We start from the raw sequence: 25,412 nt of genomic DNA, 5'->3' as shown, positions 1-25,412 counted from the left end.
TCCTTTATTGAATATCTGATCAAGTAGGGCGTGCTAGCAGTACTGTACTAACACGCCCTAATATGTACTAAGAATTAATCAGATAAACAAGCTAATGTTGTTGATTTGGCGATGCTACCAATCAAATATGCTATTTAACCAGTTTGATTTCTTCTCACACTGTTGCTTTATCTGACCGGTTTTATCCCAAACCGGCAGTTTGTAATCACTACGGCAGTTCATTTCTAAACCTCCATCAGATGTAGGCTTGAACCCTAATGTGGTGATTTCTCTTGGCCATGGGAGCTCTAAGCGCTCAGGAATACGCTGCTTCAAGTACTCTGCGTACACTCGTAATGCACCACTCGACCCCGTTAGATTCACGGGTTTATTATCGTCGCGGCCTAGCCAAATTGTCGTCACCTCACGACCATCAACACCGACAAACCAACTATCGCGGTTGTCATTACTGGTACCCGTTTTTCCTGCCAATGCAGCCCAACCAAACTGGCTTTGTAAGAAGCGGCCAGTGCCTTGAGCAACCCCTTGTTTCATCGCGTAGGTCGTTAGCCATGCAGCTTGTTCATCCACGGCTCTTGATGAACGAGGCAAGGATTGATACAGCACATTACCTTCCATATCCATGACTGAGCGCAGAGCGGTCAGTTTTGCACGCTTACCTGAATTTGTCAGAGTCTGATACATCTGTGCGACTTCGAATGGCGTCAAAGAAAACGAACCCAAAAACATCGAAGGCACTGGGCGAATTTCGTCTTTGTTCACGCCCAAACGCTCTAAAGTATTGGATACTTCAGGAATGCCAAGTGCCATACCTAAGCGCACGGTTGGTACGTTAAGTGATTTCGCTAAAGCAATGTAAAGTGGCACATCACCACGATATTTTCTATCGTAGTTGCGCGGCGTCCACACGTTACCTTTACTGCTCTTCAGACTTAACGGCGTGTCGTGTAGCGTCGTGCCTAGGTTGTATTTATCCGGTTGTTCTAGAGCCGTTAAGTAAATCGCTGGTTTCACTAAAGAACCAATTGGACGACTGGCATTGAGCGCGCGGTTAAAGCCTTCATAACCGACACGTTTACCACCAACCATCGCACGGATTTCACCACTATGGCGATCAACGGCCACAGCAGCGGCTTCTAACTCTTTACCACCCCGTTTAGCTAGTTCTGGGATCTTTTTCGCGATAGCTTGTTCCATTTTGCTTTGCGATACTGGGTCCAGAGACGTAAACACGCGCAGTCCGGTCTCTGCTTTAAATCGCTCCCCAACTTTTTCTTTTAATTCAATGCTCAATTGTTGGAAATAAGCTGGCTGACGGCTCGCAATACGTGGCTTGCTTTGCGTATCGAGTGGACGACTTACAGCTTGTTCATACTGCTCTGAAGTCAACATGTTTTGCTGCATTAACAGGCGCAGAACGAGATCACGACGCTCTTTCGTTCTCTCAGGGTAACGAATTGGGTTGTAGTAAGACGGTCCTTTTACCATCCCAACTAACATCGCCAGCTGATCGATTCGCAACTCCTGGATTGGCTGCCCAAAATAGTAACGCGACGCCAAGCCAAACCCGTGGATCGCTTCACCTCCACTTTGACCTAGGTACACTTCGTTGAGGTAGGCTTCTAAGATACGATCTTTGCTGTAACGGTAATCCAAAATTAGCGCGATATACGCTTCTCGAACTTTACGCCACAGTGTTTTATCACGAGTCAAAAACAGGTTTTTTGCCAATTGCTGAGTCAGCGTACTACCACCTTGAACAGTACGACCGGCCTTAATGTTCGCAACCAATGCACGTGCAATCGCGAGCGGTGACACCCCGTCATGTTGATAAAAATCCCGGTCTTCGGTCGCAAGCAGTGCATCCACTAAAATTTCAGGGAACTGATCACGACGTAAGAAAAGACGCTGTTCATCACGGTCTTTCTCCAGCATGCCCAACATCTTCGGTTCTAGGCGCAAGTAACCAAGGTCTCCTCGAGATTCTAAAGACTGAATACGTTGCAAGCCGGAATCAGAGAAATGCAGCATAATGTGACGATCCGGCTCGGGACCATCGGCAAACTCGAATGGACGGCGAATCAATTCAATCCGAGTGGAAGAAGAGGAATATTCGCCTGGGTAACGAGGTTGACTCACTTTACGATAATTCAACACATCTAGCTCGTTGCGCAGTTCTTGGATGGTGATATTCTCACCAGGGCTTAGATTCAAGATACGGGCATAAACCACCGTTGGCAGCTCAAACAGCTGGCCTTCAAAGCGTTCTTTCACCACACTATCTAAGTAAATCCCAACAAACAGCAAAACAGCGGCAAGTGCAACGCCAGCTTTCCAGCTAAACGACCACAGAACTTTCAACCACGAACGTTTCTCGTTAGTCGGTTTTTTACTCGGCGTACGTCGAGTCTGTTTTGCGGTTCCTTTATTGGTTGTACTTTTCTTCGCTGGCGCTTTTTTCGCGCTAGGCTTCTTGCTGTCAGTCATTATTCAATTGTCTTTTTGTTTTCGTTGTTGCTACATGATTGGCAGGATCATCTGGCCAAACGTGTTTTGGGTAGCGCCCTTTCATCTCTTTTTGAACGTCTTTGTAGCTTCCGTTCCAGAAAGCCGCCAAGTCCGACGTTACTTGCAATGGACGTTGTGCCGGTGAAAGCAGTTCAAGCACCAAACGCTTGCGGCCAAGAGCCACCGTTGGGGAACCACTCTCCCCAAATACTTCTTGCATACGCACCGATAATATCGGCTCATGGCCATATTGGTAACGGATACGCTTCTTTGAACCTGTGGGCAGTTGGTAATGCTCAGGTAACCATTCATCCAGTTGTTGATTGAGTGGCCAACCTAATCGAGCATTAAGTGCTTCGACCAAGTTTATCTTGCTCAGGTCTTTAACCGAACTGACAGACGTCATGTATGGTTCTAACCACTCCTCTAATGAATCCAGCAAACTGGCTTCATCAAACATTGGCCATGACTGCTCAGGTAACCATTCCACCGCACAACGAATCCGAGCCAACAAGCTCTCCGCTGCCGGTGTCCAGTTTAGACTCTGTAAGCCCTGGCGGCGGACATACGTGAGTAAAGCTTGTGTCATTTTTTCTTTGCCCGGGCTTGGCAACGGCTCGCGTTCAACGACCAGCAGACCGAGTTTTGTTTGTCGCTCAGCTATTAGACGGCCTCTTTTTTCATCCCAGTCCACTACTTCTTCAGACGAAAATAGCGTATCAAAGGTCGTTCGCAATATATTGACATCCAATTCACATGCCGAATGAATTTGACTTGAATTAGAATGAGAACGCATTAAGTCAACGGCAACCAAATACTCACAGCCACCTAGCATGTCTTCCTGACGACATTCTGCACCATGACCATTAGCCAAAGTAAATCGCCCAAATTGATTTGTGCGCTGCTGTGCAATGCGATCTGGAAATGCCAAACTTAACACCAGCGGTAATGCATCTTCATCCACGCCTTTCAGGTCAAATACCGTATCCAATTTGTACGCTAGAGATTGAGCACGCTTGAACAACATCGACTTTTTTGGATGAGTACCAACAAGCCAACGATGCAAGCTATGAGCGATATTGGTAACACTCCTCTCTGGCTCTTCAATCAGTGCGACCGCCGCCAAAGCAGCATTTAACATCTTATCACTGTAAGATTGCGCTTTAATTAGCATCGCAGCCGCACGAGGCTCAACGCCTAGTTCATGCGCCTGTTTTCCTTCGGACGTTAATTGCCCTTTTTCCGTCAGTAGTCCCAATGACACCAATAGCTGCTTCGCTTGTTCCAATGACGCATTAGCGGGAACATCAAGCCACTTTAGATCGTGGATATCACTCGCTCCCCAAAAGGCAAGCTCCATAACTAAACTAGCTAAATCGGAATGCAAAATTTCGGGTTGGGGAACCAGCGGTTGCTGCTTGAACTGGCTTTCAGAATAAAGACGAACACAAATGCCCTCTTCTATTCGTCCCGCTCGTCCTGCACGCTGAATCGCTGAAGACTGTGCAATGCGTGTTTGCTCTAAGCGTGTTAAACCGTTTTTCAAATCAAAGCGGGCAATACGCTCTAACCCAGAATCAACGACGAGGCGAATGCCTTCAATCGTTAGTGAAGTTTCTGCAATGTTGGTCGCTAGAACGACTTTACGCTTACCTTGTTCTGCTGGCGTAATCGCTTTTTGTTGATCTGCAAAGCTCAGTTGACCATAAAGTGGGCATACGTCGATATCATCCGCTAAATGAGACAACCGCTCTTCAACTTGTTTTATGGCACCAACACCCGGCAGGAAAGCCAACAAAGATCCGGACTCTTTGTTCATAAGACTTTCTATTGTTTTTGCCATACTCGTAGGTAAATGCTCGTTCACACCTAACGGCTGGTAACGCATTGCCACATCAAAGCTGCGCCCTTCAGATTCAATGTAACTGGCTTCTGGCAACAGCGATTGTAATGCTTGTTGGTCAAGCGTTGCCGACATTACCACCAGCTTGAGATCGTCTCGCAATGCCTCTTGAACTTCTAAACTGAATGCCAAAGCGGTATCGGCATGAATGCTGCGTTCATGAAACTCATCAAAGATCAGTAGATCAACCCCATCCAACTCCGGGTCCGTTTGAATCATCCGAGTCATGATCCCTTCGGTCACGATCTCCAGCTGCGTTGCAGAACTTACCTTTGCCTCACCACGGACTCGATAACCCACGCGTTGACCTACTTGCTCTCCCAATTGCTCAGCAAGATAACGGGCAATGTTACGCGCCGCGAGTCGTCTTGGCTCAAGCATGATGATTTTTCCAGCAACCGAATGATTTAAGAGTAACTGCAAAGGGAAGTAAGTCGACTTACCGGCACCAGGCGCCGCTTTTAAGATCACTTGATGTTGATTTTTGACCGCCGTCAGCAACTCAGGCATCACGGCTTCAATCGGCAATTGTGACAAAGGAAATACCTTATGGTGTAATGGTGGCAACATTGTACATAAAAAATTTTTTGTCTAAATAAGCAAATGCATTTCACACCCGCTTTAGAGTCCGCCACTCTACTCAAACGTTATAAACGCTTTCTTGCCGATATCGAGCTCGATACTGGTGAAATCCGTACAATCCACTGCGCAAATACAGGTGCAATGACGGGTTGTGCAACGCCCGGAAACAAAGTTTGGTTTTCTACTTCCGACAACCCGAAACGAAAATACCCCAATAGTTGGGAGTTGAGTGAGACCGAACAAGGCCACCGTATTTGTATCAACACCGCGCGCGCCAATCAATTAGCCGTAGAGGCTATTGAAAATAATGTCATTTCAGAGCTTTATGGTTATGACACACTTCAAACTGAGGTGAAATACGGCAATGAAAATAGCCGAATTGATATCTTGCTCAGCGCAGACGACAAGCCAAAGTGCTATATAGAAGTGAAAAGCGTCACTCTTCTTGATGAGACCGACTCTACTGGACAAGGATACTTCCCAGATGCGGTCACGACTCGGGGACAAAAACACCTGAGAGAGCTCACAGAAATGGCACAAAATGGAAGTAGAGCCATACTTTTATTCACTGTTTTACATTCAGGTATTGAAAAAGTATCCGCGGCGCACCATATAGACGCGAAATATTCACTATTACTCAAACAAGCACAAGACGCTGGAGTGGAAGTTCTCTGCTACAAAGCTGAACTGAGCGATACTGGAATGAAGCTGATTTCCGCTATTGATTTTATCAATTAAGAGAAAAAATGATGTCGTCTTCACATTGACGATAACTTTGCGATTCAGTATTTGCTTGCACCGCCTCTTTTTGCTATAGATACCCGCCTTAAATTGACTGCGTAGCAGTTGACTAGGTGTAAGTAGGAGATGCTGTATGCCAGAATCAAAGAAGAAAACGATAGGCATCCTAGCCATTGCCGGCGTGGAGCCATATCAGGAAAAACCTGGTGAAGAGTACATGTCACCAGAGCAGGTTGAACACTTTACGAAAATCTTAACAGCTTGGCGCGACCAGCTAAGAGCTGAAGTGGATCGTACTGTTCACCACATGCAGGACGAAGCAGCAAACTTCCCAGATCCAGTTGACCGCGCCTCTCAAGAGGAAGAGTTCAGCCTAGAACTGCGTAACCGTGACCGCGAACGCCGTTTGATCAAGAAGATTGAAAAGACTTTGGATAAAATCAAAGAAGACGATTTTGGCTTCTGTGAGTCTTGTGGCGTAGAGATTGGCGTTCGCCGTCTTGAAGCACGTCCAACCGCTGACCTTTGTATTGACTGTAAAACACTTGCAGAAATCAAAGAGAAGCAAATGCAAGGTTAATCACCCAGCATTATGATTGTTGAAGGGAGCTCAGGCTCCCTTTTTGTTTTGGCTATCTTCGCACCCTATTTGTTTACTAAATTCGAGATACACGCATGACACGCTATGTAGGTCGATTCGCCCCATCTCCTTCTGGTCCACTGCATTTTGGTTCACTGATTGCCGCTCTTGGCAGTTATTTTCAAGCGAAAGCACAAAACGGAGCTTGGTTAGTACGTATTGAGGACTTAGACCCACCAAGAGAAATGCCAGGTGCAGCGCAACTTATCCTAGAGGCACTCAAGGCCTATCAGCTGCATTGGGATGGAGAAGTGGTATACCAGAGCGAACGTCACGACCTTTACCAAGCTCAAATAAACAAATGGCTCGAAAATGGAGAAGCCTATTATTGCCAATGTACTCGTAAGCAAATTAAAGAGCATGGCGGTTTTTATCCTGGCACTTGCCGCGATAAAAACTTGAAAGACGGCGCGATTCGCCTAAAAATGACCAAGCCTGTCGCTCATTTCCTCGACCAAAAGCGGGGAACCATTACTATTCCAGAGCAACTCGTTAATGAAGATTTCATTATTAAACGTCGAGATGGATTATTTGCTTATAATCTTGCGGTAGTATTGGACGACATCGACCAAGGCGTCACAGAAGTCGTGCGAGGTGCAGACTTAATCGAGCCGACAGGGCGTCAAATTAGCCTGTACCAAATACTTGGTCAGCCTGAAGTTAGCTACTTGCATTTACCATTGGCGATGGACAACAACGGCAATAAATTGTCGAAACAAAATCACGCGACGGCTATTGATATAGATACACCAAAACCTACTCTATTGCGCGCCATGACATTTTTAGGTTTCGAGATACCTGAAACCGTAAGGGCGGCCAACATAGAAGATATTCTTCGTTGGGGCTGCGAAAACTGGCGGTTGGAACAGCTTCCAGCAGAGATCGAGATCACACCGTGATTCTCAAATGGCATTGTGTAGGCTATCATTAGCCGCAAATTAGGCCCTAGAGGCGTATAAAACTAACCAAAGCAAGATTGGATTAAACCCAGTTATTGCCAGATGCACATGAATACAAACGACTATACACCAAGCGAACCTGCCACAATTCCAGAGCTCGCTCTCAATGTAATAACTCGTGAAGAGCACAACATTTCGCGTAAGCAGATCAGTGATAATGCGCTGAAGGTACTGTACCGCCTAAATGGTGCTGGTTTCGATGCTTTTCTTGTGGGTGGCGGGGTTCGAGACTTACTGCTTGGACAAAAACCAAAAGATTTTGACATTGCGACCAACGCAACGCCGGAACAGATCAAACAGCTATTTCGTAACTGCCGTTTGATTGGTCGCCGCTTCCGCTTGGCTCATATTATGTTTGGCCGAGACATCATTGAGGTTGCGACATTCCGTGGTCACCACCAAGAGCAAAAGAATAAGAGCATTTCTCAGCAATCAAAAGAGGGTATGCTGCTGCGTGACAACGTCTACGGCACCATCGATGAAGATGCTGAGCGCCGTGATTTTACGATTAACTCGATGTACTACAACATCGCAGATTACTCGATTCACGACTACGCACGTGGTATTGAAGATTTAGAAGATCGCCTAATTCGACTGATTGGTGATCCAGAAACACGCTACCGTGAAGACCCTGTGCGCATGCTGCGTGCGGTTCGTTTTGCGGTAAAACTAGACTTTGATATTGAAGAAGACACCGCAGCGCCAATCGAACACATGGCACCGTTGCTCGGTGACATTCCGTCAGCGCGTCTTTTTGAAGAGTCACTCAAATTATTGCAATCCGGTCATGGCTTAGAAACCTACCACCTACTGCGTGAGTACAACCTATTCCAGCAACTGTTCCCGACGATTGCAGCGCACTTTACAGAAGATTACTCCTCTCACACTGAGCAGATGTTGGATCTTGTCCTAGATTCTACCGACATGCGCATCGAAGATGGGAAACGCATCAATCCAGCATTTATGTTTGCTGCAATGCTGTGGTACCCACTGTGTGCGAAAGCCGATGAACTGATGGAAGAGCGCAACTTAGGCCATTACGACGCCATTATGGAAGCGAGCAACATCATTCTTGACGAGCAAGTTCGCACAATTGCCATTCCAAGACGCCACACTGCAACCATTCGCGAGATTTGGCAGTTACAGCTTCGTCTTCCACGACGTAACGGTAAACGTGCATTCCGTCTTATGGAGCTCAATAAATTTAGAGCTGGCTTTGATTTTCTTGAAATGCGCGGTGAAATTGAAGGTGGTGACACTCAGAAGCTTGCCAAGTGGTGGGAAACTTTTCAAAATGCAGGCCGAGAAATGCGTCAAGCAATGGCTGCCGACTTAGACGGTCAATCACCGAAAACAGGCCAGCGCCGCCGTAAAACTTATCGCAAGAAAAAGAGTAAGCCCAAATCATGATTACAGCGTACATTGCGGTAGGCAGTAACTTGGCTGATCCTGTCAGCCAAGCGAAGCAAGCGATTGAAGCATTAAAAACGCTGCCTAAATCAGAGTTTGTTCAAGCTTCTTCGCTATACAGCAGCACGCCAATGGGGCCACAAAACCAACCGGATTACATCAATGCGGTTGTGTCTATTAACACCAGTTTGACGCCTATTGAATTGCTCAATTGCACACAAGCTATAGAGCAAGAACAAGGGCGTGTCCGTAAAGACGAACGCTGGGGACCAAGAACCTTGGACCTCGACATTGTGCTTTATGGCAATGAGGTGATTAATTCCGAGAGGCTGATCGTTCCTCATTATGGAATGAAAGAGCGTGAATTCGTACTCTACCCTCTTGCGGAAATTGCACCAAGTTTACAACTCCCTGATGGGACCGAGGTCTCTGAACTACTGGAACAAGTAGATAGAAACGGCCTCAGTATCTGGCAGTCATAGCCAACTCCTAGTAAGGATAAAACCATGAAAAAAATGACCATCAACGACCTAATCAAGTGGAAGCAAGAAGGTCGTAAATTTGCTACTTCAACCGCTTATGATGCGAGCTTTGCCCAACTGTTTGAAAGCCAAGAAATGCCAGTACTTCTTGTTGGTGATTCTCTAGGTATGGTTTTGCAAGGTCACAACGATACTCTGCCAGTAACGGTCGATGATATCGCTTACCATACTCGTTGCGTACGCGCTGGTAGCCCAAATTGTTTGTTGATGGCAGACATGCCATTCATGAGCTACACCACGCCAGAGCAAGCTTGCGAAAATGCGGCTAAACTGATGCGTGCTGGTGCCAATATGGTAAAAATTGAAGGTGGTGACTGGCTTGTCGACACGGTGAAAATGCTCACTGAACGATCAGTTCCAGTTTGTGCTCATCTTGGTTTAACTCCTCAAGCTGTTAATATTTTTGGTGGTTACAAAATCCAAGGTCGCGATCAAGAAAAAGCAGATCGCATGGTAAAAGACGCATTAGCGCTGCAAGAAGCAGGCGCTCAAATCGTCTTACTAGAATGCGTACCAGCTGAGCTTGCTGAACGTATTACGCAAGTGCTTGACGTTCCTGTTATCGGTATTGGTGCAGGTAACGTAACAGATGGTCAAATTCTCGTAATGCATGATATGTTTGGTATTTCTGCCAACTACATGCCGAAATTCTCCAAAAACTTTCTTGCTGAAACAGGTGATATGCGCAAAGCCGTTACTAAATACATTGAAGATGTAGCCAACGGTGTATTCCCAGACGACGCTCATACCATTGCCTAGAGGATAAATGCATGCAAACTTTTGCGGAAATCTCAGCAGTTCGTGAACACCTTAAAACCTTTAAACGTGAAGGTCGTAAAGTGGCGTTTGTCCCTACCATGGGCAACCTTCACGAAGGCCACTTAACTTTAGTGCGTAAAGCACGCGAATACGCTGATATCGTTGTCGTAAGCATCTTTGTTAATCCGATGCAGTTTGATCGTGCAGACGATTTAAATAATTACCCACGCACGCTAGAGGAAGACTTAAGCAAGTTAACCTCTGAAGGGGTCGATGTGGTATTTACGCCAACACCAGAAGTTATCTACCCAGAAGGTCTGGATAAGCAAACCTTCGTCGATGTCCCTGGCCTATCAACAATTCTCGAAGGCGCGTCTCGACCAGGTCATTTCCGTGGCGTGACGACGATTGTGAATAAGCTGTTTAACATCGTACAACCGGATGTCGCGTGCTTCGGCGAGAAAGACTTCCAACAACTTGCTGTTATCCGCAAGATGGTTGATGACCTAGCAATGGACATTGAAATCATCGGTGTACCAACCGTACGTGAAATGGACGGTTTAGCAATGAGTTCACGCAATGGCTTGCTTACGCTGGACGAGCGTCAACGTGCGCCTGTACTTGCTCGTACAATGCGTTGGATCAGCAGTGCCATTCGCGGTGGCCGCGATGACTACGCATCGATCATCGAAGATGCAAGCGACCAACTTCGAGCTGCAGGTCTGCACCCTGATGAGATCTTCATTCGTGATGCTCGTACATTACAAGTGATCACACCAGAAACGACACAAGCTGTCATTCTGATGTCTGCGTTCCTAGGCAAAGCTCGTCTTATCGATAACCAAACGGTAGATATGGTTGTCGAAGCGAAGGAAGAAGCTGAATCTAACAATACAAACTCAGAGAACGCAGAGTAAGCTCTGAGTCATAAAAGTAAAAAGGTCGACTCTTAGTCGACCTTTTTTATACTCTACGTATAGACGCAATCTAACCCTTCAGGGCGAGTTTTAAACCGCTTGTGCAGCCACATCCACGCTGGAATATCACGTTTTATCATTTTCTCAAGCTCTTGATTCAAGATGCTTGCCGCTTTAACCGCATTACGTCTCTCGAAACGCTCGCTAATGTCTTTTCCAATGTACAGCGTGTAATGGTGATTTTTACTCACTGTAACGCCAGATATAACCGCGCACTTTGTTGCATCAATGAGAACACTAGACCCGACGGTACTCGCCGCTTGTTCAACAGCAAAAAACGGCGCAAAAACAGAATGGCTAACGCCATAATCATGGTCGGGCAAATACCAAAGTCGATGACCATTTTTCAGAACTTTGAGCATTGATTTCACGTCTTTTCGATCAATCATTTGATGTCCAAAACGAGTTCGACCTCGATGTTGAATAAACTCATAAGCAGGATTCGAATTTGGGCGATAAACGCCATAACCTTGGGCAAACTGGCTAAAAATACGAGCGGTTATCTCCAAGTTTAAATGGTGACTGCACACCACCAACACACCACGTCCATTCTTTTCCTCAGCGAGTAAACGATCTTTTCCAACAATAGAGGTTATCCGACGTATCCGCCAATCTGGCCAAAACCAAGCGATACCGGTTTCGATGATCGCCATTCCAGTATATTGAAAGTTTTTTCGTACTACGTCCTTACATTGCCAATCCGTAAAATCAGGGAAACACAGCTGGAGATTACGCAGAGCGATCTTGTGTCGGCGCTTCATTACATGCATCGCAATACAGCCGATGCTTCTACCTAAGATTCGCAATACTACGTATGGCAGTACATTAACAAGAATCGCTAAAGATCCAAATGCCAGCCATACAGACCAATATTTGGGCTTAAGTAACTGATAGGAGAAAGGCGGCGGCGGGACAATATTCATAGGATCACTCATTTATTACAAATGATTGAAACCTACCATGATAAAAACCGAAAAATTGTATGGGTATGTATTGTTATGCATGCGAAAGAGCAGCGTGAATCGCCGCTCTTTGCTTTATGAGAATGGCTTAGCTTCTTAGCCCAATCCCTTTGGTTACTAGATAATGCGCAATGGCATACAGTGCAACAACAAACACTGCAAGTACACTAAATGAAGTGATAATGCCTACATCCGAGACACCTAAAAAGCCGTAACGGAACGCATTCACCATGTAGACGATTGGGTTGATCTTAGAAACGCCTTGCCAAAATTCAGGCAGAAGACTAATCGAATAAAAGACACCTCCCAAGTAAGTTAGAGGAGTCAATACAAACGTAGGGATGATCGAAATATCATCAAATGTTTTTGCGTAAACCGCATTGATCAAGCCACCGAGAGCAAATACCACCGACGTCATGAAGACAGTCGCGACAATAATGCCCCAGTGCTCCACTTGCAAATCAACGAACAAAAGTGACACACAAGTAACAATTGCACCGACCAACAAACCTCGAGTCACGCCGCCCATCACATAGCCAGCAATAATCACATAGTTTGGTACCGGTGCCACCAGCAGTTCTTCAATATTCTTCTGTAGCTTTGCACTAAAGAATGAAGACGCAACATTCGAGTATGAGTTGGTGATCACCGACATCATGATCAAACCTGGAACAATGTACTCCATGTAACTAAAGCCGCTCATCTCACCAATTCGAGAGCCAATAAGATTACCGAAAATGATGAAGTACAACGTCATCGTAATGGCTGGCGGCACTAAGGTTTGCACCCAAATACGTGTAAAACGAGTGACTTCTTTGCTCAGCAAGCTGCGAAATGCCGTCCAATATAAACCGTACATTTAATTACTCCCCTCTCTTACAATGCTGACAAACAACTCTTCAAGTCGGTTGGCTTTGTTACGCATTGAGAGAACTTTAATGCCATGCTCTGTTAACTGACTGAATACCGAATTCAATCCTTGGCTCTTATCTAGTTCTATCTCTAAAGAGCCATCAACAATACTTTGTCGATTAACACCTTCAAGCTCAGGCACCTCGACTTCTGACTCAATATCCAAGATAAATGTCTCGACGCTTAGCTTACCTAGTAACGCCTTCATGGTGGTATTTTCAATCAGCTCACCACGATTAATAATGCCGATATTTCGACACAGCATCTCCGCTTCTTCTAGGTAGTGTGTCGTTAAAATAATCGTAATTCCTTGCTCTTGGTTGATCTCTTTCAGAAACCCCCACATTGAGCGGCGTAGTTCAATATCCACTCCAGCCGTTGGTTCATCTAAAATGAGTAATTGCGGCTCGTGCATCAAAGCTCTTGCGATCATTAAACGACGCTTCATCCCACCGGATAGGTTACGAGCACGCTCTTGGCGTTTTTCCCATAAATCCAATTTTTTCAGGTATTTTTCTGCTCTTTCTTTGGCTAACACTTTAGACACACCGTAATAGCCAGCTTGCTGCATCACAATTTGCTCAACGGTTTCAAACTGGTTGAAGTTGAACTCTTGTGGCACCAAGCCTAAATTCTGCTTGGCCAATTCGAGGTCGGTATCAATGTCATAACCGAAAACTTTCGTCGTTCCGGAGGTTTTATTCACTAAGGAGGAAATGATGCCAATCGTGGTCGATTTTCCTGCACCATTGGGACCCAGAAGCGCGTAGAAGTCACCCTTTTTCACTTGGAGACTTATACCTTTTAACGCCTCAAAGCCACCTGCATACGTCTTGCGCAGTTGTTCAATTTCTAATGCGTACATAAGGTCTTGATTGCCGTTTGTTTGTGATTACTAATACCGACTCATATTTAGCAGCGGTTTACTACAAAATCGCCTTGGGTATCGTATTGGAGGTCCATCAGTTTATCGTTGAATAACGATGATTACAAATAAACCTTTCGATAATATTGGAAATATAACCCTTACCTTGTAAAGGTTATCTCTGAGTAAGACAAAATAGAGCATAAAAAAACGCAACAGGACACTGCTGCGTTTTTAACTGTCAGAATGATTACGCCGTTATGCGCTGATACTGGTCTGCCTCAACATGTGCCACCGCCGCATTCAATGCTTCGTAACGGAATTGGTACATATTTTCATCAGGCACAAGGTCAATCACATGGAATTTCTCTAGCTGTTCTCGTGTTCGCTCATTCGGGCATAATAAATACACGGCACAATTGGCATCGAGAGCATCCTTAATCGCATTCTCTAACGCCAAACCGACGGTCACATCAATCATTGGTACATCCGTAAGATCGAGAATCATCACGTCATAGTCCGAAATACTAGAGTGCTGACGTGAAATGGCTTTAGAAACACTAAAGATCATCGGACCGGAAAGATAAAAGAACAGCACTTTACCATTCGCACGATCCAACAAGCCACGCTCGCTGTCAGTCAGCGGCACATCATCTTCATCCGCGTCGCTGATCGCTTTTACTTGTCGCGCCTGCTCTCGGCTCAAACGCTCGATGATGATAATGTTCGAGATAAAGACGCCTAAACCCACCGCAACGATAAGATCAACGAATACTGTAAGCAACATAACGCCATACATCACCGCCATTCCGGAAAAGCTTACCTTATGTGCCCTCTGAATAAAGCTCCAGTCTAGGATGTTAAAGCCAACATACACCGCAATGCCTGCTAACACAGCCATCGGGATTGGCTCTGTTAACCCGCCAGCAACCAGTACAACCAACGCCAACATTAGTGCACGAATCACACCAGATAATGGCGAACGAGCCCCAACTTGGATATTCGTTACCGTCCCCATGGTAGCCCCCGCCCCCGGCAGCGCACCAAACAAGCCTGAGATCATGTTAGCTAACCCTTGACCTCGCAGCTCTTTATCTGAGTCGTGTTCTTTACGAGTTAATGAGTCACCGATAACCGCCGTTAACAAAGTATCAATACAACCTAATGTGCCGAGCACTAATGCATCAATGACCATCTCGACAAACATATCTGTGTCAATATAAGGGGCGACGAGAGAAGGTAACCCAGCAGGAATTTCACCGATACGACGAATATCTTCTGTATCAAAGAGAATCACAGACAATAAAGTCACCGCGACCAATGCCACGAGCTGTGCAGGAACGTATTTACGATATTGCTTAGGGAAGAAAAAAAGAATCCCCAAAGTCAGTAGTCCCAAAAACAACTCACTGAACTTAAGGTTAGAAATGGTCTCCGGCAAAGCAGATAACGTTCCGAGTACTCCCCCTGAAGGCGCAGCATGCCCCATCAAAGGCGATAACTGCAGAATGATAAGAATCACACCAATGCCAGACATAAACCCGGAAATAACGCTATAAGGCATTAAGGTAACGTATTTACCCAGTTTTAACGTCCCCAATAGGATTTGGAACGCGCCAGCCATCATGACAACCGTGAAAGTCATAGCCATGCCCGTTTCTGGGTATTTCGCCATCATACTGGTTAATACTGCGGTCATGATTACCGTCATTGGCCCTGTCGGTTCTGATATTAACGTATTAGAACCACCAAATAACGAGGCAAACAAACCGACCATTATTGCTCCCCAAAGGCCGGCCTCAGCACCGGCTCCGGATGCAACACCAAACGCTAACGCCAGAGGGAGAGAGATAATCGCCGTGGTTACCCCGCCAAATACATCCCCTTTGAAATTGATATCTTCAAAACGACTACCGAACACTGCTGATTTTCCCTGCATTCAATTTTAAAAAGTAAAATATCACTACTTTAACGAGCTAGGCGAAAATTTAAACCATAAATAGATTAAGCCTAAATTCACACCACAAATAGTTTCATCAGATTTTACTTTTTTCTTAATGAAAACTAGTCAGATGAGTCCTATCTGACGAATATTTAACGAGATCGAAATTGTAACATTGTGTATAGTTACAACACTGATCGCTTGCATGTGCACACAAACAGCGGCAGCGATTTTGTCTTTTAAGGGAAGTAGTTTGCAAAATGCCGGAAATAAAACAGTTATTTGAAAACAATTCGAAATGGTCTCAAGAGATCAAATCTGATCGACCTGAATACTTCGCAAAACTCGCTGAGGGGCAAAAGCCTGATTTTCTTTGGATTGGCTGCTCTGATAGCCGCGTCCCTGCCGAGCGACTAACCGGACTATACTCAGGTGAACTCTTTGTTCATCGGAATGTTGCAAACCAAGTTATCCATACTGATCTCAACTGTCTATCCGTCGTCCAGTACGCCGTAGACGTTCTTAAGGTTAAACACATCATTGTCTGTGGACACTATGGATGTGGTGGCGTAAATGCAGCCATTGATAACCCTAAGCTAGGTCTTATTAATAATTGGCTGTTACATATCAGAGATATCTATTTCAAACACCGCACTTACCTAGATCAAATGCCGCAACAAGATCGAGCGGATAAACTAGGCGAGCTTAATGTTGCAGAGCAAGTGTACAACTTGGGTAACTCAACCATCCTGCAAAACGCTTGGGAGCGTGGACAAGATGTTGAAATTCATGGTGTGGTATACGGAATTGAAGATGGTCGCTTAGAGTACTTAGGCATTCGTTCTAACTCTAAGGAAACCGTAGAAGCGTCTTACCAGAAAGCTCTTTCGACGATTCTAAATACAGATAACAAGCTGCTTTGTCGCTAAGTCATATCTAAAAGTTGAACAAAAAACGCCCATCTTAGATGGGCGTTTTTTTTATATTTTTAATGCTGCTCTCAATGATTATTCTTGAGGTACAACTTTACCGATGTATGGTAAGTGGCGGTATTTCTGCGCGTAATCAATACCCACCCCAACGACAAATTCATCTGGAATTTCGAAACCAATCCAATCCACAGGAACATTCACTTCACGACGAGATGGCTTATCTAGGAGCGTACAAATCGCGATAGACTTCGGCTCACGTAGCGAAAGAATCTCACGGATTTTATTTAGTGTGTTACCAGTGTCAATGATGTCTTCAACAAGCAGAATGTCTTTACCTTTGATGTCATCATCCAAATCTTTCAAGATACGAACGTCACGTGAGCTTTCCATCGTGTTGCCGTAGCTTGACGCTGTCATAAAATCAACTTGGTGAGTCAGTTCGATAGCACGTGCCAAGTCTGCCATAAATACAAATGAGCCACGCAATAAGCCTACCAACACAAGATCTTCACTACCTTGATAACGCTCTGTAATTTGTTTGCCTAATTCACGAACTCGCTCCTGAACTTCTTGCTCAGAAATCATGACTTCTATTGTATGTTTCATACTGTGCTCAATCTAAATTTGTGGGTTGAGGTAAGTCGCACGCAAACGATCACCTAATCTTACGGCGTGTAGTGTATCACCACGTTCATTGGGTTGAAAGTCGCATCCTGTTGCCAAAAAATCTTGGAAGAAGGTCTTAGTTTTATAAAGTTCATAGCTAAATTTATCAATAATAATGACATTACTGTATATAAATTGTTCTACAGATGTTGACCTTGTGCATATGCACCATTACACTCATCACTGCTTTAAGCAACTATTAAAATAATCAATTAGGGGGTTACCCCCAATATCAACTCAAATGGCAAGGAAAATGGATATGGACTCAATTGCAAAGAGACCTAGAACTAGGCTTTCTCCAATTAAGCGTAAGCAACAGTTAATGGAAATCGCATTGGAAGTATTTGCGCGCCGCGGCATCGGTCGTGGTGGTCACGCAGATATCGCAGAAATTGCTCAAGTTTCTGTAGCGACTGTTTTTAACTACTTCCCTACACGCGAAGACTTGGTGGATGAAGTTCTCAATCACGTCGTACGTCAGTTCTCAAACTTCCTATCGGATAACATAGACCTAGACTTACATGCACGTGAAAACATCGCCAATATTACTAATGCGATGATCGAGCTTGTCAGCCAAGATTGTCACTGGCTAAAAGTATGGTTCGAGTGGAGTGCTTCAACACGTGACGAAGTATGGCCATTGTTTGTTTCAACTAACCGTACTAACCAGTTGCTGGTACAAAACATGTTCATTAAAGCAATTGAACGTGGCGAAGTGTGTGACCAGCACGATTCAGAACACTTGGCAAACCTGTTCCACGGTATTTGTTACTCACTGTTTGTCCAAGCGAACCGCGCTAAAGGTGAAGCGGAGCTGAAACATCTAGTGAATTCATACTTAGATATGCTTTGCATTTACAACCGTGAACACTAAAGCTTAGCTCGTAATATATGTCAGCCCACCGTTTGGTGGGCTTTTTATTGTCTGCTGTCAGCTAAGCACACATTTATATTTCTATATAACAAGCATAAAAAAACCGCTGCAATGCAGCGGCTTCTATCATTCAGTCAGAAAAAGCTTACTTCTTCTTAACTGCTTTTTTGTTTGGCAGGTCAGTGATTGAACCTTCAAATACTTCAGCAGCTAGACCTACAGACTCGTGTAGAGTTGGGTGAGCGTGGATAGTCAGAGCGATATCTTCTGCATCACAGCCCATCTCAATTGCAAGGCCGATTTCACCAAGTAGTTCACCACCGTTAGTACCAACGATAGCACCACCGATTACGCGGTGAGTTTCTTTGTCGAAGATTAGCTTAGTCATACCGTCTGCACAGTCAGATGCGATTGCACGACCTGATGCTGCCCATGGGAATGTTGCTACTTCGTACTTGATGCCTTCTTCTTTCGCTTCTTTTTCAGTCTTACCAACCCAAGCCACTTCTGGCTCAGTGTACGCAATTGAAGGGATAACTTTAGGGTCGAAGTAGTGCTTCTTACCAGAGATAACTTCAGCAGCTACGTGACCTTCATGCACACCTTTGTGAGCAAGCATTGGTTGACCAACGATATCACCGATCGCGAAGATGTGAGGAACGTTAGTACGCATTTGCTTATCAACGTTGATGAAGCCGCGCTCGTCAATTTCTAGACCCGCTTTTTCACCGTCGATTAGCTTACCATTTGGTACACGACCGATAGCAACTAGAACCGCATCGTAACGCTCAGCTTCAGCTGGCGCTTTCTTGCCTTCCATTGAAACGTAGATACCGTCTTCTTTTGCTTCAACTGCTGTTACTTTCGTTTCTAGCATTAGCTTGAACTTGTCTTTAATACGCTTAGTAAATACTTTCACGATATCTTTGTCTGCTGCAGGAATTACCTGGTCAAACATTTCAACAACTTCAACTTTAGAACCTAGAGAGTGGTAAACCGTACCCATTTCTAGACCGATGATACCACCGCCCATGATAAGCAGTTTTTCTGGCACTTCTTTTAGTTCTAGAGCGTCAGTAGAGTCCCAAATACGTGGGTCTTCATGCGGGATAAATGGCAGTTTGATTGGACGAGAACCAGCCGCAACGATTGCGTTGTCAAAGTTAACAACTGTTGGCTCACCTTCGCCTTCTACAAGGATAGAGTTAGGGCCAGTGAACTTACCGTAACCGTTAACTACTGTTACGTTACGCATCTTAGCCATACCGCTTAGGCCGCCAGTTAGTTGGTTAACAACTTTTTCTTTCCAGATGCGGATTTTGCTGATGTCTGTTTGAGGCTCACCGAACACAACGCCGTGGTCAGCCATCGCTTTCGCTTCTTCAATTACTTTAGAAACGTGAAGCAGTGCTTTAGATGGGATACAACCCACGTTCAGACATACACCGCCAAGCGTGCTGTAACGTTCAACTAGTACAGTTTCAAGACCTAAGTCCGCACAACGGAATGCAGCGGAGTAACCAGCAGGACCAGAACCAAGTACAACAACTTGGGCTTTAATTTCTTTGCTCATTTTGACCTCTTGTAGTCATTATCCCTAACAGGCTGAGTGGGTATCGATTTTTTATGTTTAAGAGAGATTTGTTTTAAACAGTTATTTTCAGACCGCTAACAGTTTACAGAGATGTTAATGGTGTGAAAAGTAAATCAATTTAGCCTGTGAGCTAGACAACAATTCGATTGTGAAAACCCTGAACGAAGCAAGGCTGATAACCAAATTGTCGGTAATTATGATTAGCAGAGGCGGCTAAGTTGCCGCCTCTCATTCATCTAATTTCTATTACAGAACTAGACGACGAATGTCAGATAGACATGAGTTTAGGTAAGTGATGAAGCGCGCACCTTCAGCACCATCGATCACACGGTGGTCGTATGATAGAGACAGTGGAAGTTGTAGACGCGGTTCGAACTCTTTACCGTTCCATACCGGTTTCATTTCTGACTTAGACACACCTAGGATACCAACTTCTGGTGCGTTTACGATTGGAGTAAACGCTGTACCGCCGATACCGCCTAGGCTAGAGATAGTGAAACAGCCACCTTGCATGTCAGCCGCAGTTAGCTTACCAGCACGTGCTTTCTTAGAAACCACCATTAGCTCTTCAGATAGCTCGTAGATGCCTTTCTTGTTCACGTCTTTAAATACAGGAACAACTAGACCGTTTGGTGTATCTACCGCGATACCAACATTCACGTATTTCTTCAGAATTAGGCTCTCACCGTCTTCTGATAGAGAAGAGTTGAACGCTGGGAACGCTTCAAGCGCTTTAGCTACCGCTTTCATGATGAACACAAGTGGTGTGATCTTCATGCCAGTGTCTTTCTTCGCTTCAATCGCGTTTTGCTCTTTACGGAATGCTTCAAGAGCAGTGATGTCTGCGTTATCCCACTGTGTAACGTGCGGGATCATTACCCAGTTACGGTGTAGGTTTGCGCCAGAGATCTTCTTAATGCGAGATAGCGGTTGAACTTCTGTCTCACCAAACTTGCTGAAGTCCACTTTTGGCCATGGTAGTAGACCAAGAGCCGCGCCGTCGCCTTTGCCAGATGCTGCTGCACCTGCGCCAGACTCAAGACGCTTAAGTGCATCTTTCACGTAAGCTTGAACGTCTTCTTTTAGGATACGGCTCTTACGACCAGAACCTTTAACCTTAGAAAGATTAACGCCAAATTCACGCGCTAGACGACGAACAACTGGAGACGCGTGAGCGTACTCATCGTTTTCTTTGAAATCGCCAGTCGCTGCTGGAGCTGCTGCCGCTGGAGCTTCTGCTTTAGGAGCCGGAGCTGCAGGTGCTGCCGCTTGAGCTGGAGCTGCTGCAGGAGCAGGTGCTGCACCCGCCACTTCGAATACCATGATTAGTGAGCCAGTAGACACTTTGTCGCCAGCTGCAATCTTGATTTCTTTAACTGTGCCAGCGAATGGTGCAGGAACTTCCATAGAAGCTTTGTCACCTTCAACAGTGATTAGAGATTGCTCTTCTTCCACTGTGTCGCCAACAGCAACCATGATCTCAGTAACTTCAACTTCGTCGCCGCCGATATCTGGAACGTTCACTTCTTTTGCCGCAGACGCTGCTGGAGCTGCTGCCGCAGGAGCTTCAGCAGCCGCTGGTGCTGCTGGAGCGCCTGAACCTGCTGTTTCGAACACCATGATAAGTGAGCCAGTCGATACTTTATCGCCTGCTGCAACTTTGATCTCTTTTAGAGTACCTGCGAATGGCGCTGGAACTTCCATAGAAGCTTTGTCGCCTTCAACAGTTAGAAGAGATTGCTCTTCTTCGATGCTGTCGCCAACGGCAACCATGATTTCAGTAACTTCTACTTCATCACCACCGATGTCTGGTACGTGAACTTCTTTTAGTTCTGCCGCTGCTGCTGGAGCTGGAGCTGCTGCTGGAGCTGCTTCTGCCGCAGGAGCAGGTGCAGCGTCAGCTGCACCCTCGGCTTCGAAAATCATGATTAGAGAACCAGTAGAAACCTTGTCGCCTTCTGCAACTTTGATTTCTTTAACGATACCCGCTTGAGAAGCAGGAACTTCCATAGAAGCTTTATCGCCTTCAACTGTGATCAGAGACTGCTCTTCTTCAACCTTGTCGCCAACGCTTACAAGAATCTCAGTAACTTCAACCTCATCCGCACCGATGTCTGGTACATTAATTTCGATTGCCATTTCTTATCTACCTTCTTAATTAAGCGTATAGCGGGTTTGTTTTCTCTGTGTCGATGTCGAATTTCTTAATTGCTTCTGCAACTACAGATTTCTCAACTTCGCCACGTTTCGCTAGTTCAGTTAGCGCTGCTACTACTACGTAACCTGCGTTCACTTCGAAGTGACGACGTAGGTTTTCACGGCTGTCTGAACGACCGAAGCCATCAGTACCAAGAACTTTGAAAGACTCAGCAGGAATGTATGCACGAACCTGCTCTGCGTAGTTCTTCATGTAGTCAGTTGCTGCGATAGCAGGTTCAGTACCCATTACTGTTTGGATGTAAGGTACTTTCGCTTCCGCTTCTGGGTGAAGCATGTTGAAACGCTCTGCATCTTGGCCATCGCGAGTTAGTTCGTTGAATGACGTTACAGAGTAAACATCAGAAGCAACACCGTAATCTTCGCTTAGGATTTGAGCTGCTTTACGTACTTCATTCATGATAGTACCAGAGCTCATTAGCTGAACTTTCGCTTTGTCGCCCGTGTAAGTTTCTAGCTTGTAGATACCTTTACGGATGCCTTCTTCAGCGCCTTCTGGCATTGCTGGCATTGCGTAGTTTTCGTTCATTAGCGTTAGGTAGTAGAACACGTTTTCTTGTTCTGGACCGTACATGCGACGGATACCGTCTTGCATGATTACTGCTACTTCGTACGCGAATGTTGGGTCGTAAGAAATACAGTTAGGAACCGTACCCGCCAAAATGTGCGAGTGGCCGTCTTCGTGCTGTAGACCTTCACCGTTCAACGTTGTACGACCCGCAGTTGCACCTAGTAGGAAACCACGTGCTTGTTGGTCACCAGCCATCCACGCCATGTCGCCAACACGTTGGAAGCCGAACATTGAGTAGTAGATGTAGAACGGGATCATTGGTAGGTCGTTTGTCGAGTATGAAGTCGCAGCAGCAACCCATGAAGACATAGCACCTAGCTCGTTGATACCTTCTTGTAGAACCTGACCTGAAGTCGCTTCTTTGTAGTAAGAAACAACGCCACGGTCTTCTGGTGTGTAAGTTTGGCCGTGCGGGTTGTAGATACCGATTTGACGGAACAGACCTTCCATACCGAATGTACGTGCTTCGTCAGCAATGATAGGAACGATGTTCTTACCAATGTTCTTGTTCTTAAGTAGAACGTTTAGCGCACGTACGAATGCCATAGTAGAAGAGATATCACGCTTCTGTTCTTCTAGTAGTGGCTTGAATTCTTCTAGCTCAGGAACGATGAATTCTTGAGTGAATTTTGGTAGACGCTGTGGCGTGTAGCCGTGTAGCGCTTTACGACGAGCGTGTAGGTATTCGTACTCTTTTGAACCTTCTTCAAGTTTCAGGTACGGAAGTTCTTTCACTGCTTCGTCAGTTAGGATGTCTTGAAGACCTAGACGGTCACGTAGGTGTAGTACGTGAGTCATGTCCATCTTCTTAACTTGGTGCGCGATGTTCTTACCTTCAGCCGCTTCACCCATGCCGTAACCTTTAACAGTCTTAGCTAGGATTACTGTTGGACGACCTTTAGTTTCTGCCGCGTTTTTGTATGCCGCGTATAGCTTAGAAGACTCGTGACCACCACGCTTAAGTGCGAAGATTTCGTCATCAGTCATGTCAGCAACAAGTGCAGCTGTCTCTGGGTACTTACCAAAGAAGTGCTCACGTACGTACGCGCCATCTTTTGATTTGAATGTTTGGTAGTCGCCGTCGATCGTTTCATTCATAAGCTGTAGAAGCTTACCAGTCGTATCTTTAGCTAGTAGTGAATCCCAGTTGTTACCCCAGATTACCTTCACTACGTTCCAACCAGCACCTTTGAACAGACCTTCAAGTTCTTGAATGATCTTACCGTTACCCATTACAGGGCCATCTAGACGCTGTAGGTTACAGTTGATTAGGAAGCATAGGTTGTCTAGTTTCTCACGCGCAGCGAAAGAGATAGCACCACGTGATTCTGGCTCATCCATCTCACCGTCACCTAGGAACGCGTAAACGCGCTGTTCTGAAGTATCTTTAAGACCACGGCCTTCTAGGTACTTAAGGAAACGAGCTTGGTAGATAGAAGCGATTGGACCTAGGCCCATCGATACTGTCGGGAACTGCCAGAATTCAGGCATCAGTTTAGGGTGCGGGTATGAAGGAATACCTTTGCCGTCTACTTCTTGACGGAAGTTGTCTAGCTGCTCTTCAGTTAGACGACCTTCAACGAATGCACGTGAGTAGATACCTGGTGAAATGTGACCTTGGTAGTAAACTAGGTCGCCACCATCCTTCTCGTTTGGTGCACGGAAGAAGTGGTTGAAACATGTCTCGTAGAACGCAGCAGAAGACTGGAAAGACGCCATGTGGCCGCCTAGCTCTAGGTCTTTCTTAGATGCACGTAGAACGATCATGATAGCGTTCCAACGAATAATTGAGCGAATACGACGCTCAAGTGTTGTGTCACCTGGGTATGCTGGTTCTTGGTCTGCAGGAATCGTGTTGATGTAGTTAGTTGTGATACCTGTTGGCATATCAACACCGTCTAGACGTGCTTTATCTAGAACTTGCTCTAATAGGAATTGAGCACGCTCTAGACCTTCTTCACGTACAACTGACTCAAGCGCTTGTAGCCATTCTTGAGTTTCCAGTGCATCTACGTCATGCTTCATATCAGACATGGCGATCTATCCTTCTGTTGGTTGGATCTACTTATTTAAGTAACGCTCTTACGAGTCATTACCCTGCTGAATTCGACGTAGAGAACGCTCTCGTCGAGACTCTTCTCGAGTCAAATCCAACAATGTTTCTTCGATGTAAGCCAAGTGCGAGTGGGACATTTCTCGCGCCTTTTCAGGCTGACCAGAAACAATCGCATCCACGATATTGGCTCGGTGTTTACTGACTTTCTCGACCGCTTCTGGGCGGCGACGTAGTAATTTAAAATTTTGTAGAATATTTTGCTCAAGCAAAGGTGCTAAGCTTCGAACAATGTGCAACAAAACCACGTTGTGCGCGGCTTCTGTCAAAGCGATCAAAAATTGCATTACTTCCGCAGATTCAGCTTCGATATCGTTGTTTGCTTGCTCTTGGCTAATGCGCTCAAGGCAACCTTGAATACGCGCAAAATCTTCTTCGGTACCACGTAAAGCTGCAAAGTAGGCTGAAATTCCTTCCATCGCATGACGAGACTCAAGCACATCAAGCTGGGTTTCAGAATGACTAGACAACAAATTCAACAAGGGATCTGAAAAGCTCTTCCAGATATTCTCACTTACGAATGTTCCGCCACCTTGGCGACGAGTCAACAAACGCTTCGCTTCCAAGCGTTGAATGGCTTCTCGGACTGAAGGACGAGACACATCGAACTGTTTTGCCAGTTCACGCTCTGGAGGCAGTTGTTGCCCCGGAGACAATGTTCCTTCCACTATCAACCTTTCTAACTCTTGTTCTATAACATCAGAGAGTTTTGGCTGACGAATCCTTTGATAAGCCATAATTTA

General features: G+C 45.5%; 20 protein-coding genes. 9 read left to right on the top strand and 11 right to left on the bottom strand.

Going from position 1 to position 25,412, the window contains the following annotated elements; all coding sequences use genetic code 11:
- Positions 1–114 precede the first annotated feature (114 nt).
- Positions 115–2,487 carry a penicillin-binding protein 1B gene (mrcB, locus tag R7Q39_RS08285; protein ID WP_005380020.1) on the bottom strand — a complete coding sequence of 791 codons (2,373 nt, stop codon included), beginning with the start codon at positions 2,485–2,487 and terminating at the stop codon, positions 115–117.
- Positions 2,480–4,948 carry an ATP-dependent helicase HrpB gene (hrpB, locus tag R7Q39_RS08280; RefSeq protein ID WP_318056154.1) on the bottom strand — a complete coding sequence of 823 codons (2,469 nt, stop codon included), beginning with the start codon at positions 4,946–4,948 and terminating at the stop codon, positions 2,480–2,482. Before hrpB ends, mrcB begins: the two co-directional genes overlap by 8 nt.
- Before the next feature lie 66 nt (positions 4,949–5,014).
- Here hrpB and sfsA point away from each other — a divergent pair, with 66 nt between their 5' ends.
- From sfsA to panC, 7 genes are all read left to right on the top strand, one after another.
- Positions 5,015–5,731 (top strand): DNA/RNA nuclease SfsA, encoded by a 717-nt coding sequence (gene sfsA, locus R7Q39_RS08275; RefSeq protein ID WP_005380023.1) that lies wholly within the window; start codon positions 5,015–5,017, stop codon positions 5,729–5,731.
- Positions 5,732–5,867: 136 nt separating this feature from the next.
- Positions 5,868–6,314 (top strand): RNA polymerase-binding protein DksA, encoded by a 447-nt coding sequence (gene dksA, locus R7Q39_RS08270; RefSeq protein ID WP_005386584.1) that lies wholly within the window; start codon positions 5,868–5,870, stop codon positions 6,312–6,314.
- Between the two features lie 95 nt (positions 6,315–6,409).
- A complete protein-coding gene (gluQRS, locus tag R7Q39_RS08265; protein WP_005386586.1) occupies positions 6,410–7,273 on the top strand; it encodes a tRNA glutamyl-Q(34) synthetase GluQRS in 864 nt (287 codons plus the stop codon).
- A 102-nt stretch (positions 7,274–7,375) separates the two neighbouring features.
- Complete coding sequence (gene pcnB / locus R7Q39_RS08260) at positions 7,376–8,743, top strand: polynucleotide adenylyltransferase PcnB (RefSeq protein ID WP_005386589.1); 1,368 nt, start codon at positions 7,376–7,378, stop codon at positions 8,741–8,743.
- Positions 8,740–9,225: a 2-amino-4-hydroxy-6-hydroxymethyldihydropteridine diphosphokinase gene (gene folK, locus R7Q39_RS08255; RefSeq protein ID WP_017635910.1), complete on the top strand. Its 486-nt coding sequence runs from the start codon at positions 8,740–8,742 to the stop codon at positions 9,223–9,225. Before pcnB ends, folK begins: the two co-directional genes overlap by 4 nt.
- A 24-nt stretch (positions 9,226–9,249) precedes the next feature.
- On the top strand, positions 9,250–10,044 hold the full coding sequence (gene panB, locus R7Q39_RS08250) for a 3-methyl-2-oxobutanoate hydroxymethyltransferase (RefSeq protein WP_005386592.1): 795 nt from the start codon (positions 9,250–9,252) through the stop codon (positions 10,042–10,044).
- A gap of 11 nt (positions 10,045–10,055) precedes the next feature.
- Positions 10,056–10,961 carry a pantoate--beta-alanine ligase gene (gene panC / locus R7Q39_RS08245; RefSeq protein ID WP_161440654.1) on the top strand — a complete coding sequence of 302 codons (906 nt, stop codon included), beginning with the start codon at positions 10,056–10,058 and terminating at the stop codon, positions 10,959–10,961.
- 53 nt (positions 10,962–11,014) lie between these two features.
- Here the strand turns inward: panC and R7Q39_RS08240 are convergent, their stop codons facing one another.
- From R7Q39_RS08240 to R7Q39_RS08225, 4 genes are all read right to left on the bottom strand, one after another.
- Positions 11,015–11,944, bottom strand: a complete 930-nt coding sequence (locus R7Q39_RS08240; protein WP_053304122.1) for a Kdo(2)-lipid IV(A) acyltransferase — start codon at positions 11,942–11,944, stop codon at positions 11,015–11,017.
- Between the two features lie 127 nt (positions 11,945–12,071).
- Entirely contained in the window at positions 12,072–12,842 is a 771-nt protein-coding gene (locus R7Q39_RS08235; RefSeq protein WP_005380002.1) for an ABC transporter permease, read from the bottom strand.
- Positions 12,843–13,760, bottom strand: coding sequence for an ABC transporter ATP-binding protein (locus R7Q39_RS08230; protein WP_005380000.1), 918 nt, complete (start codon positions 13,758–13,760; stop codon positions 12,843–12,845).
- Positions 13,761–14,010: 250 nt separating this feature from the next.
- Positions 14,011–15,681: a SulP family inorganic anion transporter gene (locus R7Q39_RS08225; protein ID WP_005379997.1), complete on the bottom strand. Its 1,671-nt coding sequence runs from the start codon at positions 15,679–15,681 to the stop codon at positions 14,011–14,013.
- A 281-nt stretch (positions 15,682–15,962) separates the two neighbouring features.
- Between R7Q39_RS08225 and can the strand changes: the two genes are divergently transcribed.
- The gene (gene can / locus R7Q39_RS08220) at positions 15,963–16,631 is read left to right on the top strand and encodes a carbonate dehydratase (protein WP_005379996.1); all 669 of its coding nucleotides are present in this window, start codon (positions 15,963–15,965) and stop codon (positions 16,629–16,631) included.
- 78 nt (positions 16,632–16,709) lie between these two features.
- Here the strand turns inward: can and hpt are convergent, their stop codons facing one another.
- Positions 16,710–17,240: a hypoxanthine phosphoribosyltransferase gene (gene hpt, locus R7Q39_RS08215; RefSeq protein ID WP_005379995.1), complete on the bottom strand. Its 531-nt coding sequence runs from the start codon at positions 17,238–17,240 to the stop codon at positions 16,710–16,712.
- 319 nt (positions 17,241–17,559) lie between these two features.
- Between hpt and opaR the strand changes: the two genes are divergently transcribed.
- Positions 17,560–18,174 (top strand): transcriptional regulator OpaR, encoded by a 615-nt coding sequence (gene opaR, locus R7Q39_RS08210; protein WP_005379994.1) that lies wholly within the window; start codon positions 17,560–17,562, stop codon positions 18,172–18,174.
- Between the two features lie 145 nt (positions 18,175–18,319).
- On the opposite strand, the gene lpdA is transcribed toward opaR, so the two are convergent.
- From lpdA to pdhR, 4 genes are all read right to left on the bottom strand, one after another.
- Positions 18,320–19,747 (bottom strand): dihydrolipoyl dehydrogenase, encoded by a 1,428-nt coding sequence (lpdA, locus tag R7Q39_RS08205; protein WP_005379993.1) that lies wholly within the window; start codon positions 19,745–19,747, stop codon positions 18,320–18,322.
- Positions 19,748–20,014: 267 nt separating this feature from the next.
- Positions 20,015–21,907 (bottom strand): pyruvate dehydrogenase complex dihydrolipoyllysine-residue acetyltransferase, encoded by a 1,893-nt coding sequence (gene aceF, locus R7Q39_RS08200; RefSeq protein ID WP_132936923.1) that lies wholly within the window; start codon positions 21,905–21,907, stop codon positions 20,015–20,017.
- A gap of 19 nt (positions 21,908–21,926) precedes the next feature.
- On the bottom strand, positions 21,927–24,590 hold the full coding sequence (gene aceE / locus R7Q39_RS08195) for a pyruvate dehydrogenase (acetyl-transferring), homodimeric type (protein ID WP_005386612.1): 2,664 nt from the start codon (positions 24,588–24,590) through the stop codon (positions 21,927–21,929).
- Between the two features lie 48 nt (positions 24,591–24,638).
- Positions 24,639–25,406 carry a pyruvate dehydrogenase complex transcriptional repressor PdhR gene (pdhR, locus tag R7Q39_RS08190; protein ID WP_005379989.1) on the bottom strand — a complete coding sequence of 256 codons (768 nt, stop codon included), beginning with the start codon at positions 25,404–25,406 and terminating at the stop codon, positions 24,639–24,641.
- Positions 25,407–25,412: the final 6 nt, after the last annotated feature.

This window comes from Vibrio sp. 947 (genome assembly GCF_033339115.1).
Lineage (GTDB): Bacteria > Pseudomonadota > Gammaproteobacteria > Enterobacterales > Vibrionaceae > Vibrio > Vibrio alginolyticus.
The sequence above is the reverse complement of the archived record's forward strand: the minus strand, read 5'-3'. Positions and strand labels throughout refer to the sequence as shown.